26 protein-coding genes and 2 pseudogenes are annotated in these 25323 nt (G+C 71.3%); 13 read left to right on the top strand and 15 right to left on the bottom strand.

Annotated elements, in window-relative coordinates; translation table 11 throughout:
- Positions 1-75: 75 nt before the first annotated feature.
- The 4 genes from ABZS40_RS01715 to ABZS40_RS01700 all read right to left on the bottom strand — a co-directional run bounded on the left by ABZS40_RS01715 (position 76) and on the right by ABZS40_RS01700 (position 3829).
- The gene (locus ABZS40_RS01715) at positions 76-1365 is read right to left on the bottom strand and encodes a hypothetical protein (protein WP_354940673.1); all 1290 of its coding nucleotides are present in this window, start codon (positions 1363-1365) and stop codon (positions 76-78) included.
- A 69-nt stretch (positions 1366-1434) separates the two neighbouring features.
- Positions 1435-2010: a WHG domain-containing protein gene (locus tag ABZS40_RS01710; RefSeq protein WP_354940670.1), complete on the bottom strand. Its 576-nt coding sequence runs from the start codon at positions 2008-2010 to the stop codon at positions 1435-1437.
- Positions 2003-2803 (bottom strand): alpha/beta hydrolase, encoded by an 801-nt coding sequence (locus ABZS40_RS01705; RefSeq protein WP_354940667.1) that lies wholly within the window; start codon positions 2801-2803, stop codon positions 2003-2005. Before ABZS40_RS01705 ends, ABZS40_RS01710 begins: the two co-directional genes overlap by 8 nt.
- 105 nt (positions 2804-2908) lie before the next feature.
- Entirely contained in the window at positions 2909-3829 is a 921-nt protein-coding gene (locus ABZS40_RS01700) for a proline dehydrogenase family protein (protein WP_354940664.1), read from the bottom strand.
- Between the two features lie 106 nt (positions 3830-3935).
- On the opposite strand from ABZS40_RS01700, the gene ABZS40_RS01695 reads away from it, so the two are divergent.
- From ABZS40_RS01695 to ABZS40_RS01685, 3 genes are read left to right on the top strand one after another with little or no spacing between them, the layout of a single operon-like run.
- Entirely contained in the window at positions 3936-4208 is a 273-nt protein-coding gene (locus ABZS40_RS01695) for a hypothetical protein (protein WP_354940662.1), read from the top strand.
- 1 nt (position 4209) lies between these two features.
- Entirely contained in the window at positions 4210-5376 is a 1167-nt protein-coding gene (locus ABZS40_RS01690) for a glutathionylspermidine synthase family protein (RefSeq protein ID WP_354940659.1), read from the top strand.
- 18 nt (positions 5377-5394) lie between these two features.
- Entirely contained in the window at positions 5395-5982 is a 588-nt protein-coding gene (locus ABZS40_RS01685; protein WP_091402753.1) for a CGNR zinc finger domain-containing protein, read from the top strand.
- Positions 5983-6014: 32 nt separating this feature from the next.
- Here the strand turns inward: ABZS40_RS01685 and ABZS40_RS01680 are convergent, their stop codons facing one another.
- Complete coding sequence (locus tag ABZS40_RS01680; protein WP_354940656.1) at positions 6015-6821, bottom strand: sugar phosphate isomerase/epimerase; 807 nt, start codon at positions 6819-6821, stop codon at positions 6015-6017.
- Between the two features lie 75 nt (positions 6822-6896).
- Positions 6897-7841, bottom strand: coding sequence for a Ppx/GppA phosphatase family protein (locus ABZS40_RS01675; RefSeq protein WP_354940653.1), 945 nt, complete (start codon positions 7839-7841; stop codon positions 6897-6899).
- Positions 7842-7921: 80 nt separating this feature from the next.
- Here ABZS40_RS01675 and ABZS40_RS01670 point away from each other — a divergent pair, with 80 nt between their 5' ends.
- Genes ABZS40_RS01670 through ABZS40_RS01660 form a run of 3 tightly spaced genes read left to right on the top strand, consistent with a single transcriptional unit; the run spans position 7922 to position 9338 of the window.
- Positions 7922-8719 (top strand): hypothetical protein, encoded by a 798-nt coding sequence (locus ABZS40_RS01670; protein WP_354940871.1) that lies wholly within the window; start codon positions 7922-7924, stop codon positions 8717-8719.
- Between the two features lie 35 nt (positions 8720-8754).
- On the top strand, positions 8755-8955 hold the full coding sequence (locus ABZS40_RS01665; protein WP_354940650.1) for a hypothetical protein: 201 nt from the start codon (positions 8755-8757) through the stop codon (positions 8953-8955).
- Positions 8955-9338, top strand: a complete 384-nt coding sequence (locus ABZS40_RS01660) for a type II toxin-antitoxin system death-on-curing family toxin (RefSeq protein ID WP_354940647.1) — start codon at positions 8955-8957, stop codon at positions 9336-9338. The genes ABZS40_RS01665 and ABZS40_RS01660 overlap by 1 nt, the downstream gene beginning before the upstream one ends.
- A 15-nt stretch (positions 9339-9353) precedes the next feature.
- On the opposite strand, the gene ABZS40_RS01655 is transcribed toward ABZS40_RS01660, so the two are convergent.
- Complete coding sequence (locus ABZS40_RS01655) at positions 9354-9932, bottom strand: TetR/AcrR family transcriptional regulator (RefSeq protein WP_354940644.1); 579 nt, start codon at positions 9930-9932, stop codon at positions 9354-9356.
- 311 nt (positions 9933-10243) lie between these two features.
- Here ABZS40_RS01655 and ABZS40_RS01650 point away from each other — a divergent pair, with 311 nt between their 5' ends.
- Positions 10244-10897: an NAD(P)-binding domain-containing protein gene (locus ABZS40_RS01650; RefSeq protein ID WP_354940641.1), complete on the top strand. Its 654-nt coding sequence runs from the start codon at positions 10244-10246 to the stop codon at positions 10895-10897.
- A 61-nt stretch (positions 10898-10958) separates the two neighbouring features.
- Here ABZS40_RS01650 and ABZS40_RS01645 read toward each other — a convergent pair whose 3' ends face one another.
- Together ABZS40_RS01645 and ABZS40_RS01640 are read right to left on the bottom strand one after the other, a co-directional pair.
- On the bottom strand, positions 10959-11642 hold the full coding sequence (locus ABZS40_RS01645; protein WP_030329696.1) for a response regulator transcription factor: 684 nt from the start codon (positions 11640-11642) through the stop codon (positions 10959-10961).
- Positions 11643-11666: 24 nt separating this feature from the next.
- The gene (locus tag ABZS40_RS01640; RefSeq protein ID WP_354940637.1) at positions 11667-12950 is read right to left on the bottom strand and encodes an ATP-binding protein; all 1284 of its coding nucleotides are present in this window, start codon (positions 12948-12950) and stop codon (positions 11667-11669) included.
- Positions 12951-13154: 204 nt separating this feature from the next.
- On the opposite strand from ABZS40_RS01640, the gene phoU reads away from it, so the two are divergent.
- Positions 13155-13808 (top strand): phosphate signaling complex protein PhoU, encoded by a 654-nt coding sequence (gene phoU / locus ABZS40_RS01635; protein WP_091403559.1) that lies wholly within the window; start codon positions 13155-13157, stop codon positions 13806-13808.
- A gap of 64 nt (positions 13809-13872) precedes the next feature.
- Here phoU and ABZS40_RS01630 read toward each other — a convergent pair whose 3' ends face one another.
- Positions 13873-14640: a phosphoglyceromutase gene (locus ABZS40_RS01630; RefSeq protein WP_354940633.1), complete on the bottom strand. Its 768-nt coding sequence runs from the start codon at positions 14638-14640 to the stop codon at positions 13873-13875.
- Positions 14641-14792: 152 nt separating this feature from the next.
- On the opposite strand from ABZS40_RS01630, the gene ABZS40_RS01625 reads away from it, so the two are divergent.
- Positions 14793-16073 (top strand): MFS transporter, encoded by a 1281-nt coding sequence (locus tag ABZS40_RS01625; RefSeq protein ID WP_354940630.1) that lies wholly within the window; start codon positions 14793-14795, stop codon positions 16071-16073.
- Between the two features lie 74 nt (positions 16074-16147).
- Positions 16148-17443, top strand: coding sequence for an MFS transporter (locus ABZS40_RS01620; RefSeq protein WP_354940627.1), 1296 nt, complete (start codon positions 16148-16150; stop codon positions 17441-17443).
- 365 nt (positions 17444-17808) lie between these two features.
- Here ABZS40_RS01620 and ABZS40_RS01615 read toward each other — a convergent pair.
- From ABZS40_RS01615 to mshA, 4 genes and pseudogenes are all read right to left on the bottom strand, one after another.
- A pseudogene (locus tag ABZS40_RS01615) lies at positions 17809-18177 on the bottom strand (hypothetical protein); the annotation flags it as partial.
- A 576-nt stretch (positions 18178-18753) separates the two neighbouring features.
- Positions 18754-19056, bottom strand: a pseudogene (locus ABZS40_RS01610) (hypothetical protein); the annotation flags it as partial.
- A gap of 336 nt (positions 19057-19392) precedes the next feature.
- Positions 19393-19908, bottom strand: coding sequence for a YbjN domain-containing protein (locus tag ABZS40_RS01605; RefSeq protein ID WP_266304348.1), 516 nt, complete (start codon positions 19906-19908; stop codon positions 19393-19395).
- A 57-nt stretch (positions 19909-19965) separates the two neighbouring features.
- On the bottom strand, positions 19966-21330 hold the full coding sequence (gene mshA / locus ABZS40_RS01600; protein WP_354940624.1) for a D-inositol-3-phosphate glycosyltransferase: 1365 nt from the start codon (positions 21328-21330) through the stop codon (positions 19966-19968).
- 205 nt (positions 21331-21535) lie between these two features.
- On the opposite strand from mshA, the gene ABZS40_RS01595 reads away from it, so the two are divergent.
- Positions 21536-22303, top strand: a complete 768-nt coding sequence (locus ABZS40_RS01595) for an SDR family oxidoreductase (protein ID WP_354940621.1) — start codon at positions 21536-21538, stop codon at positions 22301-22303.
- 125 nt (positions 22304-22428) lie between these two features.
- Positions 22429-23217, top strand: a complete 789-nt coding sequence (locus ABZS40_RS01590; RefSeq protein WP_354940618.1) for a class I SAM-dependent methyltransferase — start codon at positions 22429-22431, stop codon at positions 23215-23217.
- Between the two features lie 172 nt (positions 23218-23389).
- Here the strand turns inward: ABZS40_RS01590 and ABZS40_RS01585 are convergent, their stop codons facing one another.
- Positions 23390-24472 carry a UDP-N-acetylmuramate dehydrogenase gene (locus ABZS40_RS01585; protein ID WP_354940615.1) on the bottom strand — a complete coding sequence of 361 codons (1083 nt, stop codon included), beginning with the start codon at positions 24470-24472 and terminating at the stop codon, positions 23390-23392.
- 69 nt (positions 24473-24541) lie between these two features.
- Between ABZS40_RS01585 and ABZS40_RS01580 the strand changes: the two genes are divergently transcribed.
- Positions 24542-25300 (top strand): maleylpyruvate isomerase family mycothiol-dependent enzyme, encoded by a 759-nt coding sequence (locus tag ABZS40_RS01580; protein ID WP_354940612.1) that lies wholly within the window; start codon positions 24542-24544, stop codon positions 25298-25300.
- Positions 25301-25323: the final 23 nt, after the last annotated feature.

The raw sequence follows: 25323 nt of genomic DNA, 5'->3' as shown, positions 1-25323 counted from the left end.
CCGGCGGGCCGTGACAACTGGGGACGGCGCACCCATCGATGGTACGGCGCACCCCCGCACCGCCTCCGAGCTGCGTCAGGCGGCGGTGGCGCGGACGTACGCCACGCACTCGTCGTGCAGGGTCGACCACTGCTCACCGAACGCCTTCTCGGAGGCCGCGTCGATGGTCCTGCCGTCGTGCACCACGGTCTTGAAGAAGGTGAGCAGCCGCAGCGGCCCGTACCTGTCGACGAGGTGCCGAACGGCCAGGTAGCCGATGCCGTAGCTGGCGGCGACCCGTTCCGCCGACGCGTCGTCGGCGGGGTTGACGCCCTCCAACTTGCCGTCCCAGCCCCCCCGGACCATCTTGCGCACGTCGGCGATGCCCTCGTACCGGTCGACCGCCTGACCGCCGGCGCCGGCGAACTCGGCCAGGCCCTCGACCAACCACCAGGTGAGCTTGCCCGGGTAGCCGCGCTCCGGCAACGACGCCGCGTGGGTCAGCTCGTGGCGCAGCAGGTCGTCGGTGCCGCTGTTGGAGAGCCCTTCGGCGTTGAGCACCACCTCGTGGTGGCCGCCGCCCACTGTCACCGCGTAGCCGCCGGTCCATTCCGGGCGCTCCCCGCCGTACCAGCGCTGCCACTCGGTGCGGCCGGCGTAGAAGATCCGGTATCGGTCCGGCGGTGAGCCGGTCACCGCGTACCCGTCGGCGACCTTCGCCGCCGCCTCGGCCTGGGCGAGCAGGCCGGGAAGCTTGCCGCGCAGCGCCGGGGTGGTGGCGACGATGGTCCGCGCGCCGACGGCGACCGCCAGGTCGCTGATCTCCCACGGTCGGGTGCCGGTCTCCACCGACTTGGATTCCTCCATGGCGACCATCTGGGGCTGGTCGCCGTTCTCCCGCCACCGGGTGCCGATCAGCACCGGGCTGGGCCGGCAGTTCGGCGTGACGAAGCAATACTGGAAGCGCACCAGCAACCGCCACTCACCCGGCTTGCCGATGATCGGCACGGGCAGGCCACTCGGCTCGGCCCGCCAGCCGGTCACCCTGAGCTCGCGGAGCGCGGCGAAGCGGCGGCGCAGGTCGTTGTGGGCGGCGGGATCGGCGACGGCGAGGAACCCGGCCCGGTCGCCGCCGAGGAGTGCCGCGGACTGCTTGTGGAGCTGGGCGGTGATCCGGTCGGACAGCCCACGGGCCACTGCGGTGGCGGGGTCGTCGGCCGCCGAGGAGCCGACCCGGCTGACAGTGGGGCGCGAGTCTGTCTCCCGGATCACTCCGACGACGAGCGCCGCCGGCAGGCCGCAGCCCAGCACCAGGACGACCACCACGAGCACCGTCCACAGCGGCCAGAGCCGCCGTGGTGCTGGCTGCTGCACCTCGTCAGTCACCCGCCGAAGGGTACGACCACTACCTGGATGCGGCGAGGCCGCCCCGTGCCGATCGGCCCGGTCGCTGGCTCACCCGCCGCTGCGCGGCCAGGAGCGGAACGAGATGTCCATGCTCGCGACCAACTGGTGGTACGAACGGCCGACGTCGCGGGGCAGGCCGAAGCCGCCTGCGGCCTCCAGGGTCACGAAGCCGTGCAGGGCGCTGCGCAGCGCGCGGGTCGCGTCCACCGCGTCGTCGCCGGTGAGCCCGTACCCGCGCAGCACCGCGAAGATGGCACCGACGGCGCGTTCGCCCGCCTCGACGTGTTCCGGGTCGGCCGGGTCGGGCACCCGCTGCGTCGCCGGGTAGCGGCCGGGGTGCCGGAGGGCGTAGTCCCGGTAGGCGTCCGCCATGGCCCGGAGCGCGTCGCCACCGGAGCGGCCGACGGCGGCGGTGCTCATCTCGGTGGCCAGCTCGGCGGTGGCCAGGGCGGCCAGTTTCTGGGCCAGGGCGTCCGCCCCCCGCACGTGCTTGTAGAGGCTGGGCAGCGCCACACCGAGACGGCTGGCGAGCGCGGCGAGGGTGAGCTGTTGGAAGCCGACCTCGTCGGCCAACCGGGCCGCCTCCCATACGACTGTCTGCTGGTTCAGGCCGACCCTAGGCACCGGCGCACACCGCCAGGAAGCCGAGCAACTGCTCCGCGGTGCGCTGCGGCTGGTCGGCGTGCGGGTAATGGCCGGACTCCTCGATCATTCGGGCCTCGGCGGTGCCGAAGAGCCGCCGGGCGGCTCGCGCCTCGGCTCCGGGGTCGGGGAAGTCCGGGTCCTTGGACCCCATCAGCACCAGCACGGGTTGCCGCACCTGCGGGGCGCGGGCGGTCCAGTGCGGCTCGGCCGGTGCGATCACGCCGCGCGTCGCGGCCATCCGGCCGGGCTCGCGCAGGTTGGTCACCATCGAGCGGCGGTAGGCGGCGTCGTCGGCGGGTCGGTGCACCGGGAACAGGGTGTTGTGGAACATCCCGAACAGTCGAGGGCTGTGCAACACGGACCACATCGCCATTCGCAGCAGCGGGTTGAGCTTCGGCTGACCGACGAAGGCGCCGATCTGCACGATGCCGGTGACCAGCTCGGGCGCGTCGGTGGCGGCGAAGACCACCGCCGCCGCGGCGGACGAGCTGCCGACCAGCACGGCCGGACCGGCGTCGAGGTCGCGGACCACCGCCAGCAGGTCCGCGCCGACCTCCGCCGGGGCGTACGTGGGCCAGCCGGCGCTGGACTCGCCGTGCCCCCGGACGTCGACCGAGGCGACCCGGTGACCGGCGGCCACCAGCAGCGGCACGAGGTGCCGGAAGCTCGCCCTGTTCTCGCCCATGCCGTGCGCGAGGACCACCAACGGCCCCTCGCCCTGCACCTCGTACGCGATGTGTCCGCCGTCCCGCCGCACCTGGCTAGTAGTCATAGCTTTAAAGCTAAGGCACTTAGCCAACGCTGGCAAGCCGGATATGCGAAACGGGCCGACGGTGACCCGAGGGGTCGCCGCCGGCCCGTCGCCGCACCGTGGGGACTACTTCTTGGAGATCAGGGCGCGGCCGAAGAAGACCAGGTTGGCGGGGCGCTCGGCGAGCCGGCGCATCAGGTAGCCGTACCACTCGTCGCCGTACGGGACGTAGGTGCGCACCGTGTAGCCCTCGCCGGCCAGCCGGGCCTGCTCCTCTGGGCGGATGCCATAGAGCATCTGGAACTCGAAGCGCTCCGGCCCCCGGTCGAACCACCGGGCCCGGTCCTCACCGATCGAGATAATCCGCGGGTCGTGGGTGGCCAGCATCGGGTACCCGTCGCCGGACATCAGGATGTTCATGCAACGCACGTACGACTTGTCCACCTCACGGGCCGACTGGTACGCCACCGACTCCGGCTCCTTGTAGGCGCCCTTGCACAGTCGCACCCGCGACCCGGCCGAGGAGAGCTCCCGGCAGTCCGACTCGGTCCGGCGAAGGTACGCCTGGAGCACCGCGCCGGTCGACGGGAAGTCCTTGCGCAGCCGGCTCAGCACCTCCAACGTCGAGTCGGTGGTGGTGTGGTCCTCCATGTCCAGGGTGACAGTGGTGCCCGCCGCGTCGGCCGCCGCGCAGATCGCCCGCGCGTTGTCGTACGCCAACTGCTCGTCGAACATCTGGCCGAGGGCGGAGAGCTTCACGCTCACCTCGGCGGCCGGGGTGAGCCCCGCGTCGCCGAGCATCTTCAGCAGTTTCAGGTATTCGTCGCGGGTGGCGGTGGCCTGTTCGGGGCGGACGGTGTCCTCACCGAGGTGGTCGAGGGTGACCGCGAGGCCGTCGTCGACGAGCCCGCGGGTCGCGCGCAACGCGTCGTCGGTGGCGGCGCCGGCGACGAACCGGCGGACGACGTCCCGGGTGTACGGGGCAGTCGCGACGAGCCGCTCGACCTGGGATGACCGGGAGGCGGCGAGGATGACGGAACGGAGCATGAGCCGAGCGTAACGCCCCTGCGAGGGGCCCCGCCGAGGGGCGGCCGGGCCACCTCGACATGGGGGCGGGGCGGCGGCGGTGGCGTCGATCGGCTACAACGATGCCGTGGACCAACGCCCCCGCCGCCGACTCCGCTCGGCCTCCGTGCAGCTCGGCGCGCTCACCGCTCTCGCGCTCGCCCTCTCCGGCTGCAACATGACCTCGGACGACGACGATGACGACGACTGCGCCCTCGGGCCGGTCGGCGGCGGTGACACCGTCGCGCTGGCGATGCGGGTCACCGACCCGGCCGCCGGCCGCACCGCCCCGGAGCCGACCACCACGGCCCTGCCCGATCGCGGCGGCTTCGGCACCCACCTCGCCGCCTGCGGCGGCTGACGTGCGCCGCGAGACGGTCACGCCACGCCCCGACTGGGACGCCACCATCCGGTCGCAGGGGCTGGTCTACGTCGACACCGAGCTGCCCGACGGCGGGATCATGTCGTACTGGGACGAGACCGCCGCGTACGCGTTCGACCTGGACGAGGTGAGACGTCTGGAGGAGGCCACCGAGGAGCTGCACCGGATGTCGGTGGCCGCCGCCGAGCACGTGGTGGCGCAGCGCCGGTACGCCGAGTTCGGCATCCCGGAGTGGGCGGCCGAGGCGGTGGCCCGGTCTCTGCGGGAGGCTCCGCCGACCCTGTACGGCCGCTTCGACCTCGCGTACGACGGCACCTGGCCCCCGAAGATGTTGGAGTACAACGCGGACACCCCCACCGCGCTGGTCGAGGCGAGCATCATCCAGTGGTACTGGCTGGAGCAGACCCGCCCGGAGCTGGATCAGTGGAACAGCCTGCACGAGCGGCTGGTCGGCGCCTGGGCGAAGATCGGGGCCGGGCTGCACGACCTCCGGGTGCACGTGCTCTGGTCGAACGAGGAGGAGTCCGGCGAGGACCACATGACCGCCGGCTACCTCGCCGAGACCGCCCGGCAGGCCGGCCTCAGCGTCGAGCTCCAGCCCATCCAGGAGATCGGCTGGGACGGCCGACGCTTCGTCGACGCCGACGACAACCCGGTGACGACCTGCTTCAAGCTCTACCCGTGGGAGTGGATGCTGGCCGAGCCGTACGGGCCGGCGGCCCTGGCCCCGGGCACCCCGACCACCTGGATCGAGCCGGCCTGGAAACTGCTGCTCTCCAACAAGGCGCTGCTCGCGGTCCTCTGGGAGCTGTACCCCGGCCACGAGTACCTGCTCCCGGCGTACCTCGACTCGCCACGCGGCATGGCGGAGTACGTCGCCAAGCCACTGCTCGGCCGCGAGGGCGGGTCGGTACGCATCGTCACCGCCGATGAGGAGATCACCAACCCGGGGATCTACGGCGACGAGGGCTGGTGCTACCAGGAGTTCCGCGCGTTGCCGCAGTTCGCCGGCTACCGGATGGTGCTGGGCAGCTGGATCGTCGACGGCGAATCGGCCGGCGTGGGTGTGCGGGAGAGCGCGAGTCTGATCACCGATGGCTACGCGCGGTTCCTGCCGCACTACATCGACGCGCCGCGCACCCGCTGAGTCGTCTACCGTTGGGGCGTGAACTTCGACGCGTACGCCCGGACCGGCGTTGACCTGGTCAACGCCCGCCTGGACGACCTCGACGACCTGCGGGCCCTCTTCCCCGACGAGAACGCCTGGATGCGCGACGAGGTCGCGGACCGGGACGTGGCTATTTTCCGCCGGGCGCAGAAGCGGTTGCGGGACGTCTTCGAGTACGGCACCTCGGGGCGGGACGCCCAGGCGGTCACCGAGCTGAACGCGCTGCTCGAGGCGTTCCCGGTGCAGCCGCGCATCTCCGGGCACGACTCCAGCGACTGGCACATGCACGTGACCAGTCGGGGCGCCTCGGTCAGTGCCGAATACCTGGCCGGCGCGGTCTGGGGGCTGTCGGTCTGGCTCTGCGAGTACGGCAGCGCCCGGTTCGGGGTCTGCGCCGACGAACGGTGCGGCAACGTCTACCTGGACACGTCGTCCAACTGCTGCCGGCGGTTCTGCTCGGAGCGCTGCGCCACCCGCTCGCACGTCGCCGCCCACCGGGCCCGTAAGCGGGCGGCGGTCGGCGAGCAGGTGACTGTCGCCCCGCAGCCGACCTCCGCAGCCGATTCCCTCTCACCGGTCAGCTGACGCCGCTGCCGCCCGATCGTGGGCGGAGGAGGTCAGGCGTCGACCGGTGACGACGCGGTCAGGTGCTGGCGGGCGAACTCCAGCGCGGCCCGCAGGTCCGCCTCGCGCACCGCGCGGCTCTTCGCGCCCCGGGTGGCGACCTCCACCGCCACCGCCCCGGTGAAACCCCGGCCGGCCAGCGAGGAGAGCAGCTCCCCGCAGGGCTGGGTGCCGCGCCCGGGCACCAGGTGCTCGTCGCGGCCCTCGCCGGTGCCGTCACCGAGGTGTACGTGCGCCAGCCCGGCGCCCATCCGGTCGGCCATCTCCAGGGGGTCGCTGTGCGAGGCCGCGCAGTGCGACAAGTCCAGGGTGTACGACGGGTAGCCGGCGTCGGTCGGGTCCCAACCGGGCACGTACGGGACGAACTGCCGGCCCGCCATCCGCACCGGGTACATGTTCTCCACAGCGAAGCGCAGCCCGGTGAACCGGTCCGCGACGGTGGCCAGACCCTCGGCGAAGTTGCGCGCGTAGTCGCGCTGCCAGCTGAACGGTGGGTGCACCACGACGGTCGGCGCGCCCAGCGTCTCGGCCAGCTCCGCGGCCCTGCGCAGCCGCTCCCACGGGTCCGGGCTCCACACCCGCTGGGTGACGAGCAGGCAGGGCGCGTGCACCGAGAGCACCGGCACGTCGTAGTGCGTGGAGAGGCCGCGCAGCGCGCCCGCGTCCTGGCTGACCACGTCGGTCCAGACCATCACCTCGACGCCGTCGTAGCCGAGCGCCGCGGCCAGTTGGAACGCCGCCGCGGTCGGCTCGGGAAAGACCGACGAGCTGGACAGGAGCACGGGAACGCGGGAAGTCACATCAGCCAGCGTAGCCCGGCAGCGCCGGGGGCATCGTGACGAGCGCCGGCAAACCGACCGAAAACGGCCGCCTGATCAGATCGGTTCAAGTTGATCGAGCCGGCGGAGAATGACACCCTCCCGCAGCGCCCACGGGCAGATGTCCAGCGACTCCAGATCCAGGCGGCGCATCACCGCCTCGGCGACCACGGCACCGGCCAGCAACTGGTGGGCCCGACCCGCGCTGACCCCCTCCAGCTCCATCAACTGCGCCGGTGGGATGTGCCGGATGAAGCCGATGACCTGCCGCAGACCGGGCCGGGTCAGGCTGCGTCGCGCCCACAGCCCGGAACCGGACGGGGCGGCCCCGGCCAGTCGGGCCAGGGTGCGGAACGTCTTCGAGGTGGCCACCGTCCGGTCCCAGCCGACCTGGGTGATCTGGTCGACGACCTTGTCCAGCCTGCCGTCCACGTACTCCCGGAGCTTGTCGACGGCCTCCGCCGACGGCGGGGCCGCACTGGCCGGATCGACCCGCAGCCGCTCGCGGGTCAGCCGCCCGGCCCCGAGCGGCAGGGAGACCGCGACGTCCGGGTCCTCGTCGATGCCGGCGGCGATCTCCAACGAGCCGCCACCGATGTCGAGCACCAGCAGCCGGCCCGCCGACCAGCCGAACCACCGCCGGACGGCCAGGAACGTCGACCGCGCCTCGTCCGCCCCGGAGAGCACCGCCAGGCGTACGCCAGTCTCGTCCCGGACCCGGGCCAGCACCTCGGCCGCGTTGGTGGCGTCGCGCACCGCGGACGTGGCGAAGGCGATCAGGTCGTCGGCCTCCAACCCGGCCGCCGCCGCCTTGGCCATGCCCACCGCCTTGACCAGGCCGTCCGCGCCCGCCTCGGTCAGCGCGCCGTCGGGGCCGATCTGCTCGGCGAGCCGGAGCACCACCTTCTCGGAGTGCGCCGGCCACGGGTGCGCGCCATGGTGCGCGTCCACCACGAGGAGATGCACCGTGTTGGATCCGACGTCGAGGACACCCAGTCGCATGGTGAAGACAGTAGGCGCAACACGTTTGCGCGGCTCACCGGCCTGCGGACGTCACCGCGCGTACGCTGGGCCGAGTGACGATGGAGCTCCGTGTGCTGGTGGACGACCCGGGTGACCCGCGTAGCCGTGAGGTGCCCCTGGACTTCCCTCGGGAGTGGATCGAGTTCACCGACCCGGCCGACGAGACGCACCTGATCCGGGCCGACCTGACCTGGTTGCTCTCCCGCTGGACCTGCATCTTCGGCAAGGGCTGCCACGGCATCATCGCCGGTCGGGCCGCCGACGGTTGCTGCTCGCACGGGGCGTTCTTCACCGACTCGGACGACGAGAAGCGGGTCCGCAACGCCGTCCGGCGGCTCATTCCGTCGACCTGGCAGCATTTCCGGCGCGGGTTCAAGAACTGGACCGACGAGGACACCATCGACGGCAAGACCCCGGCCCGTCGTACCGCCACCCAGGGCCCCGACGGTCCGTGCGTGTTCCTCAACGACGCCGACTTCGCCGGCGGTGGCGGTTGCGCCCTGCACGCCCAGGCGCTGCGCGACGGGGTGCACCCGTTGGAATACAAGCCGGATGTCTGTTGGCAGCTGCCGATCCGCCGCGATCAGGACTGGGTGAAGCGACCGGACGACAGCAAGGTGCTGGTCTCCACACTGTCCGAGTTCGACCGGCGGGGCTGGGGAGCCGGCGGGCACGACCTGGACTGGTGGTGCACCTCCTCGACGGACGCGCACGTCGGCGCCGAGCCGATGTACCTGTCGTACTCCCCGGAGTTGACCGCCCTGATCGGCGCCGCCGCGTACGAGCGGCTGGCTGAGCTGTGCGCGACCAGGACGAAGCAGGGCATGATCGCCCCGCATCCGGCCGACGAACTTTAACGGATCTTGGTAGCAACCTTGCTACCATCTGCGGCATGGCCATGACGCTGCGACTCGACGACGACCGTGAACGGCGACTTCGTCTCGTTGCGGACGAAGAGGCGCGGTCGATGCACGCCGTCGTCGTCAATGCAATCGACGACTACCTGGCCCGGCGGAACGCCAAGGAGTTCGGAGAACTGGCGGACGAGATCATCGAACGCCACGCCACACTGCTCGCCCGCCTGGCGGAGTGATGACGGAAATCCGCTACCCCACACTCGCTGACGTTGCCAGCATCGCCCACAAGATCGGCGTCGGAATCCGGGACGCCGGCCTGGTGGAGTCGGCCGTGGCCCGGCCGCAGACGAGCGTGTTCGGGGAAGACGCCTACCCCGACCTGTGGACCAAGGCCGCGGCGCTGCTGCATTCGCTGGTCAACAACCACCCGTTCGTGGACGGCAACAAACGGATTGGCTGGATCGTCGCCATCACCTTCCTGCTTCAGAACCGCGTCATCACTGTCGCGCAGCTCGACGAGACCGACCAGGACGTCGCGTATGACATGGTCATCAGCGTGACGGAGAGCCGGCTGACCGAGGTCGCCGAGATCGCCGCCGCGCTGCGCAAGCTGTTCTGAGCGCTTAGCGGCGGGTCAGCGCAGGGCGTCGTCGACCAGGGTGCGGGCGCTGCGTCGGGCCGCCTCGGCGATCGCCGGGTCGCCGTCCAGCACACCGCTGGCGAGCCCACCGTCGAGCAGCAGTGTGAGCTGCCGGGCGAGCAACTCCGGGTGGGCCGCGCCCGCCTGACGGGCCAGCTCGGTCACCCAGGCGCGGACCACGGTCTTGTGTTCGACAGTCCGGGCGTGCACCGGGCCGCCGGCCGACGACTCGGCGGCGGTGTTGATGAACGCGCAGCCGTGGTAACCGTCCCGGCGGCAGGCTCCGGCCAGCGCGTCGAACATCCCGATCAGCTGCTCGCGCGGCTCGTCGCCGGCATCCCGGGCCGCCGCCCGCAGCGCGCCGAACCACGCCTGGTCGACCCGGTCGAGGTACGCCAACACAAGGTCGTCCTTGCGCGGGAAGTGCTTGTAAAGCGTCGCCTTCGCCACGCCCGACTCGGCGATGACGGTGTCCACCCCGACGCCGCGCGGCCCGTGCGCGTAGAAGAGCCGGAACGCGGTGTCCAGGATCCGATCCCGGGCTGAGCCGGCCGGTGTGCGTTGCGCGGGCATCGGGACTCCCTCGACGTGCTGGTGGCGGACCGATTCTACAGACAGCTCCGTCTGCGGGCCGCATCCGCACCACCGTTGACGAGCAGCCAGGAAACGCGTCGAGATGCCTCTGGAGCTGATTCGTTTACGACATCAGCGGTTGACTCGTTTACGACATCAGCTCCACAGCGCCGCAGCAGGGTCCCTGTCCCGGCCGGAGCATCGCCCCGGCGCCTTCAAACATCAAGAGGGCAGACGGTAGACAGACCTGTCTGTTAGCCTGCCTGCAACCGGCGCGACTCCACCCGCGCCCGAGTGGAGGATCGATCGACATGCGCATCGCAGTTCTCGGCACCGGCTCGGTCGGCCAGGCCGTCGCCGCCCGCGCGGCGGAGCTGGGCCACCAGGTCACCATCGGCACCCGCGACGTCGAGACCACCCGGGCCGGCGGGTACGCGGCCTGGGCGGCGCAGCATCCCGAGGTGGGCCTGGCGACCCAGGCAGACGCGGCCGTCGACGCCGACCTGGTGGTCAACGCCACTAGCGGCGACGGCTCCCTGCCCGCGCTCACCGCGGCCGGCGCGGCGAACCTGTCCGGCAAGGTCGTGCTCGACATCTCCAACCCGCTCGACTTCGGCGCAGGCTTCCCGCCCACCCTGTCGGTGCACAACACCGACTCCCTCGCCGAGCGGATACAACGGGAGTTTCCGCAGGCGAAGGTCGTCAAGTCACTCAACACGGTGACGGCGGAGCTGATGGTGCGCCCACGTCAGCTCGCCGACGGCGCGCACAGCGTCTTCGTCTCCGGCGACGACGCGGAGGCCAAGCGCATCGTCACCGGGCTACTCGTCAGCTTCGGCCACACCGACGTGATCGACCTCGGTGACCTCTCGACCGCCCGGGGCGTCGAGATGCTACTGCCGCTCTGGCTGCGACTCTACGGGCGGCTCGACACCGCCATCTTCAACATCAAGGTCGTCCGCTGACCAGGCTCGGACAGACCGAAGGGGGCCTGCGTCGATCGCAGACCCCCTTCGGGTACGCCGATCACGGCTCGAACTTGTAGCCCAGACCCCGAACGGTCACGATGAAGCGCGGCGCGGACGGCTCTGGCTCGATCTTGGAGCGCAGCCGCTTGACGTGCACGTCCAGCGTCTTGGTGTCACCGACGTAGTCGGCGCCCCAGACCCGGTCGATGAGCTGGCCGCGGGTGAGCACCCGGCCCGCGTTGCGCAGCAGCAGCTCCAGCAGCTCGAACTCCTTCAGCGGCAGCTGCACGGCCCCGCCGTCGACTGTCACCACGTGCCGCTCGATGTCCATCCGCACCGGGCCGGCGGCCAGCGTCGGCGCACCCGCCTCGGCCACCTCCGGGCTCTGCCGGCGCAGCACCGCCCGGATCCGGGCGACAAGCTCCCGCGGCGAGTACGGCTTCGTGACGTAGTCGTCTGCGCCGATCTCCAGCCCGACCACCTTGTCAATCTCGCTGTCCCGGGCGGTGACCATGATGATCGGCACGGCGGAGCGCTGCCGCAACTGCCGGCAGACCTCGGTCCCCGACATCTCGGGCAACATCAGGTCGAGCAGCACGATGTCGGCGCCGGTCCGGTCGAACTCGGTGAGGGCGTCGGTGCCGGTCGCGGCGACCGAAACCTCAAAGCCCTCCTTACGGAGCATGTACGACAAGGCGTCGGAGAACGACTCCTCGTCCTCGACCACGAGAACGCGGCTCAACGGGGATTTCCTTTCCATTTGCTGTCAGACCTGCCGTAGCCCAGTCGGACCGGACTCGATCCCAACCGGCGGCAGTGTCGCCAGGAGGTCATCCGGTGGACTGGCGGGCAGCCGGAGGGTGAACGTCGATCCACCACCAAGAGTGCTCGACACCTCGACCCGTCCGCCATGGTTGCTCGCAATGTGTTTCACGATCGCCAGACCGAGCCCGGTGCCGCCGGTGGCACGCGAGCGGGCCTGGTCAGCCCGGTAGAACCGCTCGAAGATCCGGTCGACGTCGGTGGGGGCGATACCGATGCCCTGGTCAGCGACGGCGACCTCGACGTGCTCGTCGTCGCCGCGGAGGGTCACCCGCACCGTGGTGTCCTCGCCCGAGTAGTTGATGGCGTTCTCCACCAGGTTCGCCACCGCCGTGGCGAGTTGAGAGTCGCTGCCGTACGCGGTGAGACCACGCGCCCCGTCCACTGTCACCGCGACACCCCGGGCGGAGGCCGTGGTGCGCGTCCGGTCGACCACCTCGGCGATCACCCAGTCCAGCGCGACCGGCTCCGGTGGCGGCTGCGGCTCAGCACCCTGCAACCGGGTCAGCTCCAGCAACTCCTGCACCAGCCGACCCAGCCGGGTCGACTCGTGTTGGATCCGTTCGGCGAACCGGCGGGCGGCCACCAGGTCCTCGGAGAGGTCGGGCGCTGCGGCGTCGGCCGGCTCGGTCGCGTCCAGCAACGCCTCGGCGAGCAGTTGCAGGGCCCCGATCGGGGTCTTCAGCTCGTGGCTCACGTTGGCCACGAAGTCGCGTCGTACCCGGGCAAGCCGGTGCGACTCGGTCACGTCGACCGCCTCGACAGCGATGAAGCCGTTGCCGAGACCCATCGCCCGCAGGTGCACGCCGAGCGGGTTCTCCCCCGCGCTGTCGCGACCTCGGGGCAGGTCCAGCTCGATCTCGCGGCGCACGCCGGTGCGTCGCACCTGGCCGGCAAGGGTACGGATCAGCGGGTGCGCGGCGATCGAGCCGGGGGTGCTGCCGGTACGCAGCAGTCCCATCGCGCGGGCGGCCGGGTTGATCAAAACGGGAACGTCGTCGTCGTCCAGAACCACGACACCGGCCCGGAGTGAATCGATCGTCCGTCGGCCGAGCCCGGCCTGCTGCTCGTCGGCGATCGCGGGCCTCCCCCTGCTCCAGCGGAAGCTGACGCTCCCCGTCGACGTGGAGTGACCGGCCCGCCTCGACAGGAACCGGGGCAGCAGCAGACCGGCGGCCATCCCGGCCACCAACGCCAGGGCCACCACGACCGCCACCGCCCACTCCACCCGGCGATCGTAGGGTCATTGTTAACCTGGCTACCACACAGAACGGGACGAACTACCCTCACTTACGGAAGTGTTCACCCCCACGTCTGGCGTCGTTCACCGTGGTTCATCCGGGATCCGTCCACGCGCCCTACCGTTGGCGTCGCACCTGCTCAACCCCCTGCGCCGGCACCCGTCGGCGGCGACCGACCACAGGACGTGATGATGCGCGACGAGTTCCGGGCCGACCTCCAGATCGTCAGCCAACTGCTGGTGGACATGGCGGAGGGCGTCCGCGCCGCCATGCGCCAGGCCACCCGGGCCCTGCTCACCGCCGACCGGCAGGCCGCCGAGACGGTCATCGAGCGGGACGCCGAGATCGACGACCTCTACCGGCACGTCGAGGAGCGGGTCTGTGACCTGCTCGCCCGACAGGCGCCGGTCGCCTCCGACCTCCGGGCGATGATCACCGCGCTGCACGTGGCCGCTGATCTGGAGCGGATGGGCGACCTCGCCGAGCACGTGGCGAAGACCGCGCTGCGCCGGCACCCCTCCCCCGCCGTCCCGGCCGAGCTGCGGACGGTCTTCACCGAGATGTCCGAGATCGCCGACCGGATGGCCGTGAAGATCGGTTCGGTGCTGGCGAAGCCCGACGCCGACCTCGCCGGCGAACTGGACCGCGACGACGACGCCATGGACGAGCTGCACAAGAACCTGTTCGCGGTGCTGCTCGGCGACGACTGGCCGTACGGGGTGGAGACGGCGATCGACGCCACCCTGCTGGGCCGCTTCTACGAGCGCTTCGCCGACCACGCTGTCAACGCCGGGGAGCACGTGATCTACCTGATCACCGGGGAGAGCGCGCCCAGCAGCAACTGACCCGACGGGAAGGGGCCCCTCGGCATCGCTCTCCGCGATGCCGAGGGGCCCCTTTGCTGGTCGCTCAGCGCCCCTGGTTGGCCACCGCCGCGGCGGCTGCCTTCGCAGCGGACGGGTCGAGGTAGGTGCCGCCCAGGGTGAGCGGGCGCAGCTGCGGGTCGAGGTCGTAGCGCAGCGGGATGCCCGTCGGGATGTTCAGCTTGGCGATCGCCTCGTCGGAGATCTGGTCGAGGTGCTTGACGAGGGCGCGCAGCGAGTTGCCGTGCGCGGCCACCAGCACCGTCCGGCCGGCCAGGATGTCCGGCACGATCGAGTCGTACCAGTAGGGCAGCATCCGGTGGACGACGTCCTTGAGGCACTCGGTGCGCGGCATCAGCTCGGTCGGCAGCAGCGCGTAGCGCGAGTCACCCACCTGCGACCACTCGTCGTTGTCGTCGATCGGCGGCGGTGGCGTGTCGTACGACCGGCGCCAGAGCATGAACTGCTCCTCGCCGTACTCGTCGAGGGTCTGCTTCTTGTCCTTGCCCTGCAGGGCGCCGTAGTGGCGCTCGTTGAGCCGCCACGACCGGCGCACGGCGATCCAGTGCCGGTCGGCGGCGTTGAGCGCCAGCTCGGCGGTGCGGATCGCACGGCGCATCACGCTGGTGTGCACGACGTCCGGCAGCAGGCTGTGCTCGCGCATCAACTCGCCGCCGCGCCGCGCCTCGCCCTCGCCCTTCTCGGTCAGGTCGACGTCCACCCAGCCGGTGAAGAGGTTCTTGGCATTCCAGTCGCTCTCACCGTGTCGCAGGAGGACCAGCGTCCCGACGGTGGGCCCTTCGCTCGCAGTCATGCGGATCATCCTGCCTCAACCGCCGGGCGGACACGCGGGCAGCCGTCGTGACGACCACCACGTGAAAAAGCTGATGACCAGCGGATCCGGCCGCCACTAGGGTTGTAAGGCACGCCAGACACATCGGTCATTACTTGCAAGCGGGGCGCCATATGCGGACGATGCGGAGTTGGTTCCGGGACACCACCGGCGGCCTACCGACCACCTTCTGGTACCTGTGGTCAGGCACTCTGATCAACCGACTCGGCTCGTTCGTCCTCGTCTTCCTCGCCATCTACCTGACTCAGGAACGTGACTTCTCGGCCTCGCAGGCCGGCCTGGTGATCGGCCTCTGGGGCGTCGGAGGGGCGTTCGGCACGACCGCCGGCGGCACCCTGGCGGACCGGTGGGGCCGGCGGCCGACGCTGCTCACCGCCCACGTGGGCGCGGCGGCCATGATGCTCGGGCTCGGGCTGGCCCGGGATCTCTGGGCGGTGGCGTTGGGCGCGCTCCTGCTCGGCATGTTCGCCGAGGCGGCCCGTCCCGCGTTCGGGGCGATGATGATCGACGTGGTGCCGGCGAAGGACCGGCTGCGCGCCTTCTCGCTCAACTACTGGGCGATCAACCTGGGCTTCGCCTGCGCAGCCGTCCTCGCCGGCCTCGCCGCACAGGCCGACTACCTGCTGCTGTTCGTGGTGGACGCGGCCACCATGCTGATCACCGCGCTGATCATCTTCAGCAAGGTGCCGGAGACCCGACAGGCCGGCCCCGCCAACACCGCCACGGCAGCAGCGGCTCCGCGCGGCGCGCTGCGCACGATCCTCAACGACCGGGTCTACCTCGGCTTCGTGGCACTCAACCTGTTCGCCGCGCTGGTGTTCCTCCAGCACATCTCGATGCTGCCGATCGCGATGGGCGACGACGGTCTGAGCCCGGCCACCTACGGCTCGGTGATCGCGCTCAACGGCGTCCTCATCGTGGTCGGCCAGCTCTTCGTGCCCCGACTGATCCGGGGGCGGAGCCGCTCGCACGTGCTCGCGCTGGCATCCGTGGTGATGGGCGTGGGGTTCGGGCTGACCGCGTTCGCCGGCACCCCCTGGTTCTACGGGCTGACAGTGCTGATCTGGACGGTCGGCGAGATGCTCAACTCGCCCTCCAACTCCACGCTGATCGCCGAGCTGTCCCCGGGCGAGCTGCGCGGTCGCTACCAGGGAGTCTTCTCCCTCTCGTGGCAGATCGCCGGGGCCAGCGCGCCGATCCTCGGTGGCCTGGTGCGCGAGCACGCCGGCAATGACACGCTCTGGTACGGGTGCGCCGCGCTCGGCCTCCTGACCGCGGTGGCCCACCTGGTGTCGGGCCCCGCCCGCGAACGGCGAGCGGCCGCGCTGCGCCGCTCCGGCGAGGCACTGGTGCCGGCCACCGCCTCCCGCACGCCGCAGCCCGCCGAGGCGTGACAACTGGCGCTACGGTGCCGGATTTTCTACTGTGCAGCGGAAACAGTTAACAACCTGAACTGTCGGGAGGTCGGGTGCACGCCCTGCGGCGCTGGTGGCACGACACCGCAGGCGGACTCCCCGCCACCTTCTGGTACCTCTGGGCCGGCCTGCTGATCAACCGGGCCGGCGCGTTCGCCATGCTGTTCCTCTCGCTCTACCTCACCGACGTACGCGGCGCGAGCGAAGGACTGGCCGGCACCGTGGTCGGCGCGTACGGGGCCGGCGGGGCGGCCGGAGTGCTGCTCGGCGGGGTGCTCGCCGACCGGTGGGGCCGCCGGGCGACACTGCTCGCCGCGCATCTGACCACCGTCGGCCTGATGGTGACGCTCGCCTTCACACGACCCCTGCTGCTGATCGCGGTGCTCTCCGCGCTGATCGGCGTGGTCCACTCGATGCCCAGCCCGGCGTTCGTGGCGGCGATCGTCGACGTGGTGCCCGCCGAGCGCCGCTCACGGGCGTTCAACCTTCAGTTCTGGGCGTTCAACCTGGGCATGGCGGTCGCCTCGCTGCTCGCCGGGGTCCTGGCCGAGGCGAGCTTCACCGCACTGTTCCTGGTCGACGCGGGCGCCACACTGACCGCCGCCGCCGTGATCGCCTGGAAGGTGCCCGAAACGCTGCGGCTGACCCGGCCAGCGGCCGGCCCACCACCCACCACAGGCGCGGCACCGAGCTCCATCCGGACCCGCCGGCCGGGACTGCACACCGCACTCACCGACCGCACCTTCCTGGTCTTCGTCGGGCTCACCTTCGTGCTGGCCGTACTCACCATGCAGACGTCGACCATCATGCCGCTGGCCATGCGCGCGGACGGCCTGGGCCCATCGTCGTACGGGCTGGTGGTGGCGCTCGGCGGCGCGCTGATCGTGGTCGGGCAACTGTTCGTGCCCCGGCTGATCGACCGGCACCGCAAGGACGTCGTGCTGGCCGCCTCCACGGCGCTGCTCGCGCTCGGTTTCGGGGCGCTCGCCATCGCCGACGAACTGACCGTCTACCTGGGTGCCGCAGTGGTCTGGACGGTCGGCTCGATGCTCGCCGCCCCGCCCAACGCGCAGATCAACGCGGATCTGGCGCCACCGCAGCTACGAGCGCGCTACCAGTCGGTCTTCTACCTGACGTTCCCAGCCGCGGCGTTCGTCGCGCCCACCCTCGGCGGGGTGAGCCTCCAGCACCTCGGCGACCGGCACTGGCTGATCGTGGGCGGGCTGGGTCTGCTGGCCGCGCTCGGGCACCTGCTCGCCGGACCACGCCGGGAGCGGCACGTTGCCGCGCTGCGCCGGGTGGTCGACCAGGAGCCGACAACCCCCGCAGACCGCGTACCGACCGGATAACCGACGCAAAGCGCCCACCACGTCCCTGAGGTCGTGGTGGGCGCCCGCCGGTGGGGCCGGCGGCGGCGGGCAACACTCACCCCCGTAAGCATCGCCCGCTCACGCCGCCGGTCCAAACAGGTGGGAACCGTCCCCCAACGGTTAATCCACCCGTCCCCTCGCGCCTCGTCTGGTGCGCGGATCTGATCGATCCGCCGCTCCCCCGAACGTTTCCAAACGTGGCGCGGTGCAATAAAGCTAGTTCGCCCGGATTCTGGATTCAACCCAGAACGGCTGTCTCGCCGGTCACAACTGGCGAGTATCCGCTGCTCCGGCCTCGTCCGTTGGCAACAGGCGTCTACCCGTCGGCCATTCCCGCAAACACCTCAACCGTCTTCCCGATCGGGTGACTCGGTCCGGAAGAAGCTGCTCTGCCGTCCGTTGCGCAACTGTTCCTGATAAATCAGGTTCAGCCGGCGCAGGTCAAACGTGTAAAACCACTCATCCCAGGTGATCTCGCGAATCCGGCTACTTTCCCGGTATCCGGGAATGTTGAAGGTCAACACACCCGCCCGACCGTCCCGCTCGGTGCCGGCGATGGTCGCCGGCTTCGCCCCGCGTTCCCGGGCCCAGCGCTGGATCACCTCGTGGTTCGCCGTGATCAAACTCCGCCCCGGCCGCTCCGGCCGATCCATGATCGACGAGATCACCTGCGAGCTGCGGACCGACCGACCCGTACCCCGTCCGGTCCGGATCCCGCCGGCCGCCGTCCCGCCACCGGTCGACGGCGTCAGCGTGCGCCTGGCCGCCGTGCTCTTGGCCGGTGCCGTGTCCTTGGCCGGTGCCGTGCTCTTGGCCGGTGCCGTGCTCTTGGCCGGTGCCGTGCTCTTGGCCGGTGCCGTGCGCTTCGCTGCCGCGCTCTTGGCCGGCGCCGTGCGCTTGGCAGTCGTGCGCTTGGCAGTCGTGCGCTTGGCAGTCGTGCGCTTCGCTGCCGTACTCCTGGCCGGCGCCGTGCGCTTCGCCGCCGGTCGTGCCGGCGCCTTCTTCGGCGGCGCCTTGCGCGCGGGCGCCGTACGCGCCGTCGCTGTCTTACGGGCCGCGGCGGTCTTCCGGGCGGCGGTGGTCCTGCTCGCAGCAGTGGTCTTGCGGGCGGCCGTCGACGTCGCCGCTGTGGTCCTCTTCGCGGTGGTCGCCTTCTTCGCCGGCGCCCTCTTCGCCGCCGCCGTCGACTTCCGCCCGGCGGTCGCCTTCGTGGCGGCGGCCCGCTTGGCGGGCGCGCTCTTGTTCGCCGGCGCGGCCTTCGCGCGGCTCGACGCCGGCCTGGCCGCCGACTTCCTGGTGGCGGCGGCACGACCCGCCGACGCCCGCGTGCCGGTGGCCCGGCCCGACGGGCCGGTGCTGCTCCGACCCGCGCCGGCCCGCATCGAGCGCACCAGCTGTTTCACCAGCTCGGGCTTGCGCAATGCGGAGATCCCGGAGACCCCGCGTTTGCGCAGTTGCCCGCGGATGTCGTCCACCCGCATCCGGGAAATCTCCGACTCGGAGACTCCGGGCGTACCCGGCGTCTGGTTGCCGGCCTGTCGCTTCGTCCTGGTCGCAGTCGCGCCGCGACCTGAGCTGTTCCGCTGAGCCATGGGACGCTCCGCTCCTTGGCACTCCGTCATCGGCGCGCGGGGGTCCCTTGCCGCACCGCGCGGTGCGGCATACCCGTCAGGAGCAGTCCGAACCACAGTCAGCTCGCCATGACGTGCTGGCCCGCGCCGATCTTGCGTTTTCGGTCGCCGAAAAGCGTGGAACGCCCCCTGTGCCGGGACAGTAAGTGCAAGATCGCGGCCGCACCCTGTCGATCATGGAGTTGTGGTGCCTGGTTTGGTGCGATGCAGGAACTTTGTCACCCACCACAACTCCATGATCGGCGGGGTGCGAGGCCGAGGGCGGGGGTGCGAGGGCGAGGGCGGGGTGGGGGTGGGTCAGGTTGGGTCGGGGCCGGCGCCGGAGGGCTCGAAGAGGTGGGCGAAGGCGGCCAGGTTGGCGGTCGACTCGCCCCGCTTCACCCGCCACTCGTACTCGCGGCGGATCGAACTGCCGAAGCCGATCTCCAACATCGTGTCGAACGACTCGTCGGCGTACGTGAGCACAGCGCCGAACAGTCGGTCCAACTCGTCGGCGTCCACGCCGGCCGGGTTGACCCGACCGGTGAGGTACACGTCGCCGACCGCGTCTGTGGAGAAGGAGACGCCGTACATCCGGGCGTTGCGCTGCAACAGCCAGGCCCACAACTCCTCGCGGCGCTCGTCCGGCTGGCGCATCACGAACGCCTCGACCCGCAGCGCGTGCTCGCCGACGATCAGATTGCAGATCGTCTTGAGCTTGTGGGTGCCCGGCAGCGTCACCGCATACGAGCCGGGGCCGGTCGACTCCCAGGCCAGGTCCCGCTCGGCGCAGACCGACTCGATCAGGGTCGCAAGATCGCTCTTCGGGCTCACCGGACCCACTCTACGACCGACAGGGCTCGCCCACCGGGTGGCGACCGACGCCCGCGGTCACCAGGAGCAGGAGAGCGCCGGGTCACACGCCAGGTCGGCCGCGAGCCGGGCACGCTGCCCGGCGATCGCCTCGCCGTAGACCCTGAGCAGACCGGCGACCGTACGTTCCCAGGAGAAGTGCCGGGCGTGCTGCTCCGCACCTCGGGCGAGCACCGACCGGAGGGCCCGGTTCGGCAACAGGCTTCCCATCGCACGGGCCCAGTCGACCGGGTCGTGCCCGTTGATCAGTACGCCACTGACCTGGTCCCGTACCGCGGTGACCAGCCCTCCGACGGCGGCGGCCAGCACCGGCGTACCGCAGGCCTGCGCCTCCAGGGCGACCAGCCCGAACGATTCGTTGTGCGACGGCACCGCGACCAGGTCCGCCGCCCGGTAGAGGGCCGGGAGGTCGTCCCCGGTGAGCGGTGGCAGGAACCGCACCCCGTCGGTGACCCCGAGCTTGGCGGCCAACTCGATCAGGGCGGTCGGTCGGTCCAGCCCACTGCCGCTGGGCCCACCACAGATCACCACTGTCACCTGGTCGGCCAGCGCCGGGTCGCGCTCCCGCAACGCGGCGATCGCCCGGATCAGCACGTCGGGGGCCTTGAGCGGCTGGATCCGACCGACGAAGGCAACCACGTACCCGTCGACGGGGAGCCCCAGCCGGCGACGGGCCTGGCGGGCGGCCGCGGACCGGTCGCCCGGCGCGGGCCGGAACCGGGCCAGGTCGACACCTGGCTGCACGACGGACACCCGGGTCGGGTCGGCGTCGTACCGGTCGAGCAGGTCGCTGGCCTCGACCCGGGTGTTGGCGACCAGCCGGTCCGCCTCGGCGACGACCTGCTCCTCGCCGATGACGCGGGCCTTGGGCTCCGGCCGGTCACCGGCCGCGAGTTGCGCGTTCTTGACCTTCGCGAGGGTGTGCGCGGTGTGCACCAGCGGCACCCCCCAGCGCTCCTTGGCCAGCCAACCGACCTGGCCGGAGAGCCAGTAGTGGGAGTGGATCAGGTCGTAGTGGCCGGGCGGGCGGGACGCCTCGGCCCGCAGCACCCCGGCCGTGAAGGCGCAGAGCTGACCGGGCAGCTCCTCCTTGGTGAGACCTTCCAGGGGGCCGGAGGTGATGTGTCGGACCTGCACGCCGGGCGCCATCTCGACCACCGGGGGGAGATCACCGGAGGTGGCCCGGGTGAAGATTTCCACCTCCACGTTGGCCTCGGCGAGACGCCGGGCGACTTCGAGGATGTAGACGTTCATTCCGCCGGCATCACCCGTGCCGGGCTGGTGCAGGGGTGAGGTGTGAACCGACAGGGTGGCGATGCGGCGAGGACGGGGCCACGGTCGGGCACCTCGCTGACGCCCGACACCGGTGTGCATTTCCGCCACATCCGCTCCTTCTTCACGGTTGATGCCGTCTCGCACGACCGGCGCTTCTCGGTCAACCTGTACGCCGGATCTCATCTTCCCCATCGGGCTTCGGAAATTCCCCGGCGCGGCCCCTCGGGGTGACGGACCTCATCACCGAACACCCGTCAATGGCTGCCGTACGCCCGGTCGGGGCGTGTCGTACGCCCGCTGTGACAATGTCGGAATGACCTCAGTCGCCATCGTCACCGGAGCGTCCAGCGGAATCGGCGCTGCCACCGCCCGCCGGCTCGCCGCCGAGGGCTTCCACGTGCTCGCCGCCGCCCGCCGCGCCGAACGGCTCGCCGACCTGGTCGCCGAGATCACCGCCGCCGGCGGACAGGCCACCGCGGTGACCTGCGACATCACCTCGGACGAGTCGGTGGCCGGGCTGGCCGAGGCCGCCGCCCAGGCGCCCGGGCCGGTCACCCTGCTGGTCAACAACGCCGGCGGAGCGCGCGGGCTGGACCCGGTGGAGTCCGGCTCGGTCGCCGACTGGCAGTGGATGTACGACGTGAACGTGCTCGGCACCCTGCGGGTCACCCAGGCGCTGCTGCCGGCGCTGGATGCCTCCGGTTCCGGCACCATCGTGGTGGTCTCCTCCACCGCGGGCCTGACCCCGTACGAGGGCGGAGGCGGCTACACCGCAGCAAAGCACGCGCAGACCGCCATCGCCGGCACGCTGCGCCTGGAGCTGTGTGGCCGGCCCCTGCGGGTCATCGAGATCGACCCGGGCATGGTGAAGACCGACGAGTTCGGGCTGGTCCGCTTCGAGGGCGACGCGGCACGGGCGGCCGCCGTCTACGCCGGGGTGCCCGGGCCGCTGGTCGCCGAGGACGTCGCCGACTGCATCGCCTGGTGCGCCACCCGCCCCGAGCACGTCAACATCGACCGACTGGTGGTCCGGCCACGGGCACAGGCGGCCCAGCACAAGGTGCACCGAGTCGGCCAGTGAAGCGCGAGGAGTGAGCCGGGTTTGCGAGCCCCGCAGTCGCAAACGAAGACCACGCAGTGAAGCGCGAGGAGTGAGCCGGGTTTGCGAGCCCCGCAGTCGCGAACGAAGATTGGCCTGAGGTCGACATGAGCCCTGCGGCGCGGCGCCGGCCGGTCGGCGCGGTCACGCGCGGCACGACGAACCCGAACCGGCTCCGTCGGGTGGACAACTGGATCGTCGCCACCTGCGCCGACCGGCTGTTGGCGGCGGACGACCCTTTGGTGGTCGACCTCGGCTACGGCGCCACCCCGGTGACCGCTGTGGAGTTGCGCGCTCGGCTGGCGGCCGGGGTCCGTCCGGACGTACGGCTGGTCGGGTTGGAGATCGACGCGGCCCGGGTGGCGGCCGCGGCACCGGCCGCCGACCCACCCGGGCTGACATTCGCCCGGGGTGGGTTCGAGTTGGCCGGGCTCCGGCCGGTGCTGGTCCGCGCGTTCAACGTGCTGCGACAGTACGACGAGAGCGAAGTGGCCGCGGCCTGGCAGACGATGACCGCCGCGCTCGCCCCCGGCGGAGTGCTCGTCGAGGGCACGTGTGACGAGTTGGGGCGGCTCGCCAGTTGGCTGCTGATCGACGCCGACGGCCCCCGGACACTGACCCTGGCCGCGAAGCTCACCACGCTGGGCAGCCCCGCCGAGTTGGCCGAGCGGCTACCCAAGGCGCTGATTCACCGCAACGTTCCCGGTGAGCCGGTGCACGCGCTGATCCGCGCCCTGGACGACGCCTGGCAGGCCGCCGCCCCGTACGCCACCTTCGGCCCCCGCCAACGCTGGCTGCGCGCCGTGACCCGCCTCCGCGAAACGGGCTGGCCCATCCTCGACAACCCCACCCGCTGGCGCCAGGGCGAACTAACGCTCCCCTGGCCCCTCCCCTAACCCGCACCCCACCCCACCCCACCGCTCCACTGCGCGCCGTCCCCCCACGTCGGCGTCGATCATGGAGTCGTGGTGGGCGCTTTAGCCCCGACAGAAGCAAATGCCCCCCACCACAACTCCATGATCGACAAGGTTGGGCGGGGTGCGGGCGCGGGGAGGGGTGGGTGGGGGTTTAGAGGGTGCAGTTGATGAGGACTGGCTCGGGGTGCAGGGTTACGCCGAAACGGGCGTGGACCTGGTCGCGGATGGTGCGGGCCAGGGTGAGCAGGTCGCCGGTGTGGGCGGTGCCGCTGCGGTTGGTCAGGGCAAGGGTGTGCTTGCTGGAGATGGCCACCCCACCCTCGCCGGGGTGGCCCTTGGCGAAGCCGGCCTTGTCGATCAGCCAGGCGGCGCTCACCTTGACCAGGCCGTCCGCCCCCGGCCAGGCGGGCGGGTCGCCCAGCTCGGCGGAGCGTTCCAGGAGCTGTTCGTACGTCGCCCGGTCGAGCACGGGGTTGGTGAAGAAGGAGCCGACCGAGCGAGTGTCGGGGTCGTTGGCGTCCAGCACCATCCCCTTGCCCGCCCGCAGCCGCAGCACGACCGCTCGGGCGTCCGCCAGCGGCACCTGGTCGCCCACCTCGACACCGAGGGCTCGCGCCAGTTCCGCGTAGCGCACCGGCCCGGAGAGCGGAGACCTGGTGAGCCGGAAGTCGACCGAGAGCACCACCCAGCGGTCCACGTACTTGAAGATGCTGCCCCGGTAGGCGAAGCCGCAGTCGGCGGCGGGGATGACCTGACGGGTGCCCTCGACCCGGTCGTACACCTCGACGCCGGTGATCGTCTCGGCGACCTCCTGGCCGTACGCGCCGACGTTCTGGATCGGGGTGGCGCCGGTCGAGCCGGGGATGCCGGAGAGGCACTCCAGCCCGGCCCAGCCGTTGGCGACAGTGGCGGCGACGAGGTCGTCCCACGGCTCGCCGGCGTCGACCCGTACGGTGACCGAGGTGGCGTCCTCGGCGATGACCCGCACGCCACGGGAGCGCACCAGCACGACGGTGCCGCGGAAGCCGGTGTCGCCGATCACCACGTTGCTGCCCCCGGCCAGGATCAGGACCGGCTCTGCCGCGGCGCGCACCGCCTGGACGAGCTCGTCGGCACTGCCCGCGGCCACGATCCGCTCGGCCGGCCCACCCGTTCGGAGGGTGGTGTAGCCGGCGAGTGGACCGGGGATGGCACGATCGGCGTCGGTTGTCGGCTGGGCGGAGGCGTCTGGCACGCCCTTCACCTTAGGCTGACAAGTAGCCGTGGCACCCACTGGTCGCCCGGCACCCCCGGGAGGATGGCGATGAGCAGACTGCAGGGCAGCAAGGATTTCTGGATCGGGGCGCTCCGGACGGAGGGTCCGGCTTTCGCGGCAGCGGTGGCCGAGGCACCGCCGGAGACACCGGTGCTGTCCTGTCCGGGCTGGACGGTCAACGACCTCACACTGCACATGACCGGCATCTACCACTGGGTTTCGTCGTTCGCCGGTTCCGGCCAGACCAGCCAACCGCCTCGGCGGGAGAAGATCGAGGCCGACCCGGGCGTGAACGCGCTCCAGCTGTGGCAGCAGGGTTACGACCGGGTGATGACCCTCTTTGACGGGCTCGACCCGGAGGCGCCGACGTGGAACTGGGCCCCGCAGCCGAAGAAGGCCGGTTTCTGGCCGCGTCGGATGGCGCACGAGACGGCCGTGCACCGCTGGGACGCCCAGCTCGCCATCGCCGCTGGTGACCCCGTGGAGGCCAAGCTCGCGGCCGACGGCGTGAGTGAGGTGCTGGACACCTGGCTGCCGGCGGGCCGGCGGCAGGTGCCGGGCGACTGGCACGGGGTGGTGCAGCTCTGCGCGACCGACGCGGCCCAGGAGTGGTATCTGCGGTTGCGCGGCGAGGGGGTGGCGCTGCTCGACACCGCGACCATTTTCGACCACGACGATCACCATGCCCGCGCCCAGGTCAGCGGCACCGCGAGCGACCTGCTGCTGGCGCTCTGGGGTCGGGTGAGCTTCGAGACGCTGGACGTCGTCGGTGACCGCACCCTGTTGAACGGTCTGCGCACCGGCTGACCGACCCACCACGAACGAGGGCG

It is taken from the genome of Micromonospora sp. NPDC005324, from assembly GCF_040607155.1.
GTDB lineage: Bacteria > Actinomycetota > Actinomycetes > Mycobacteriales > Micromonosporaceae > Micromonospora > Micromonospora trifolii.
Note: the sequence above shows the minus strand (reverse complement) of the source record. Positions and strands in the feature narration are given on the sequence as shown.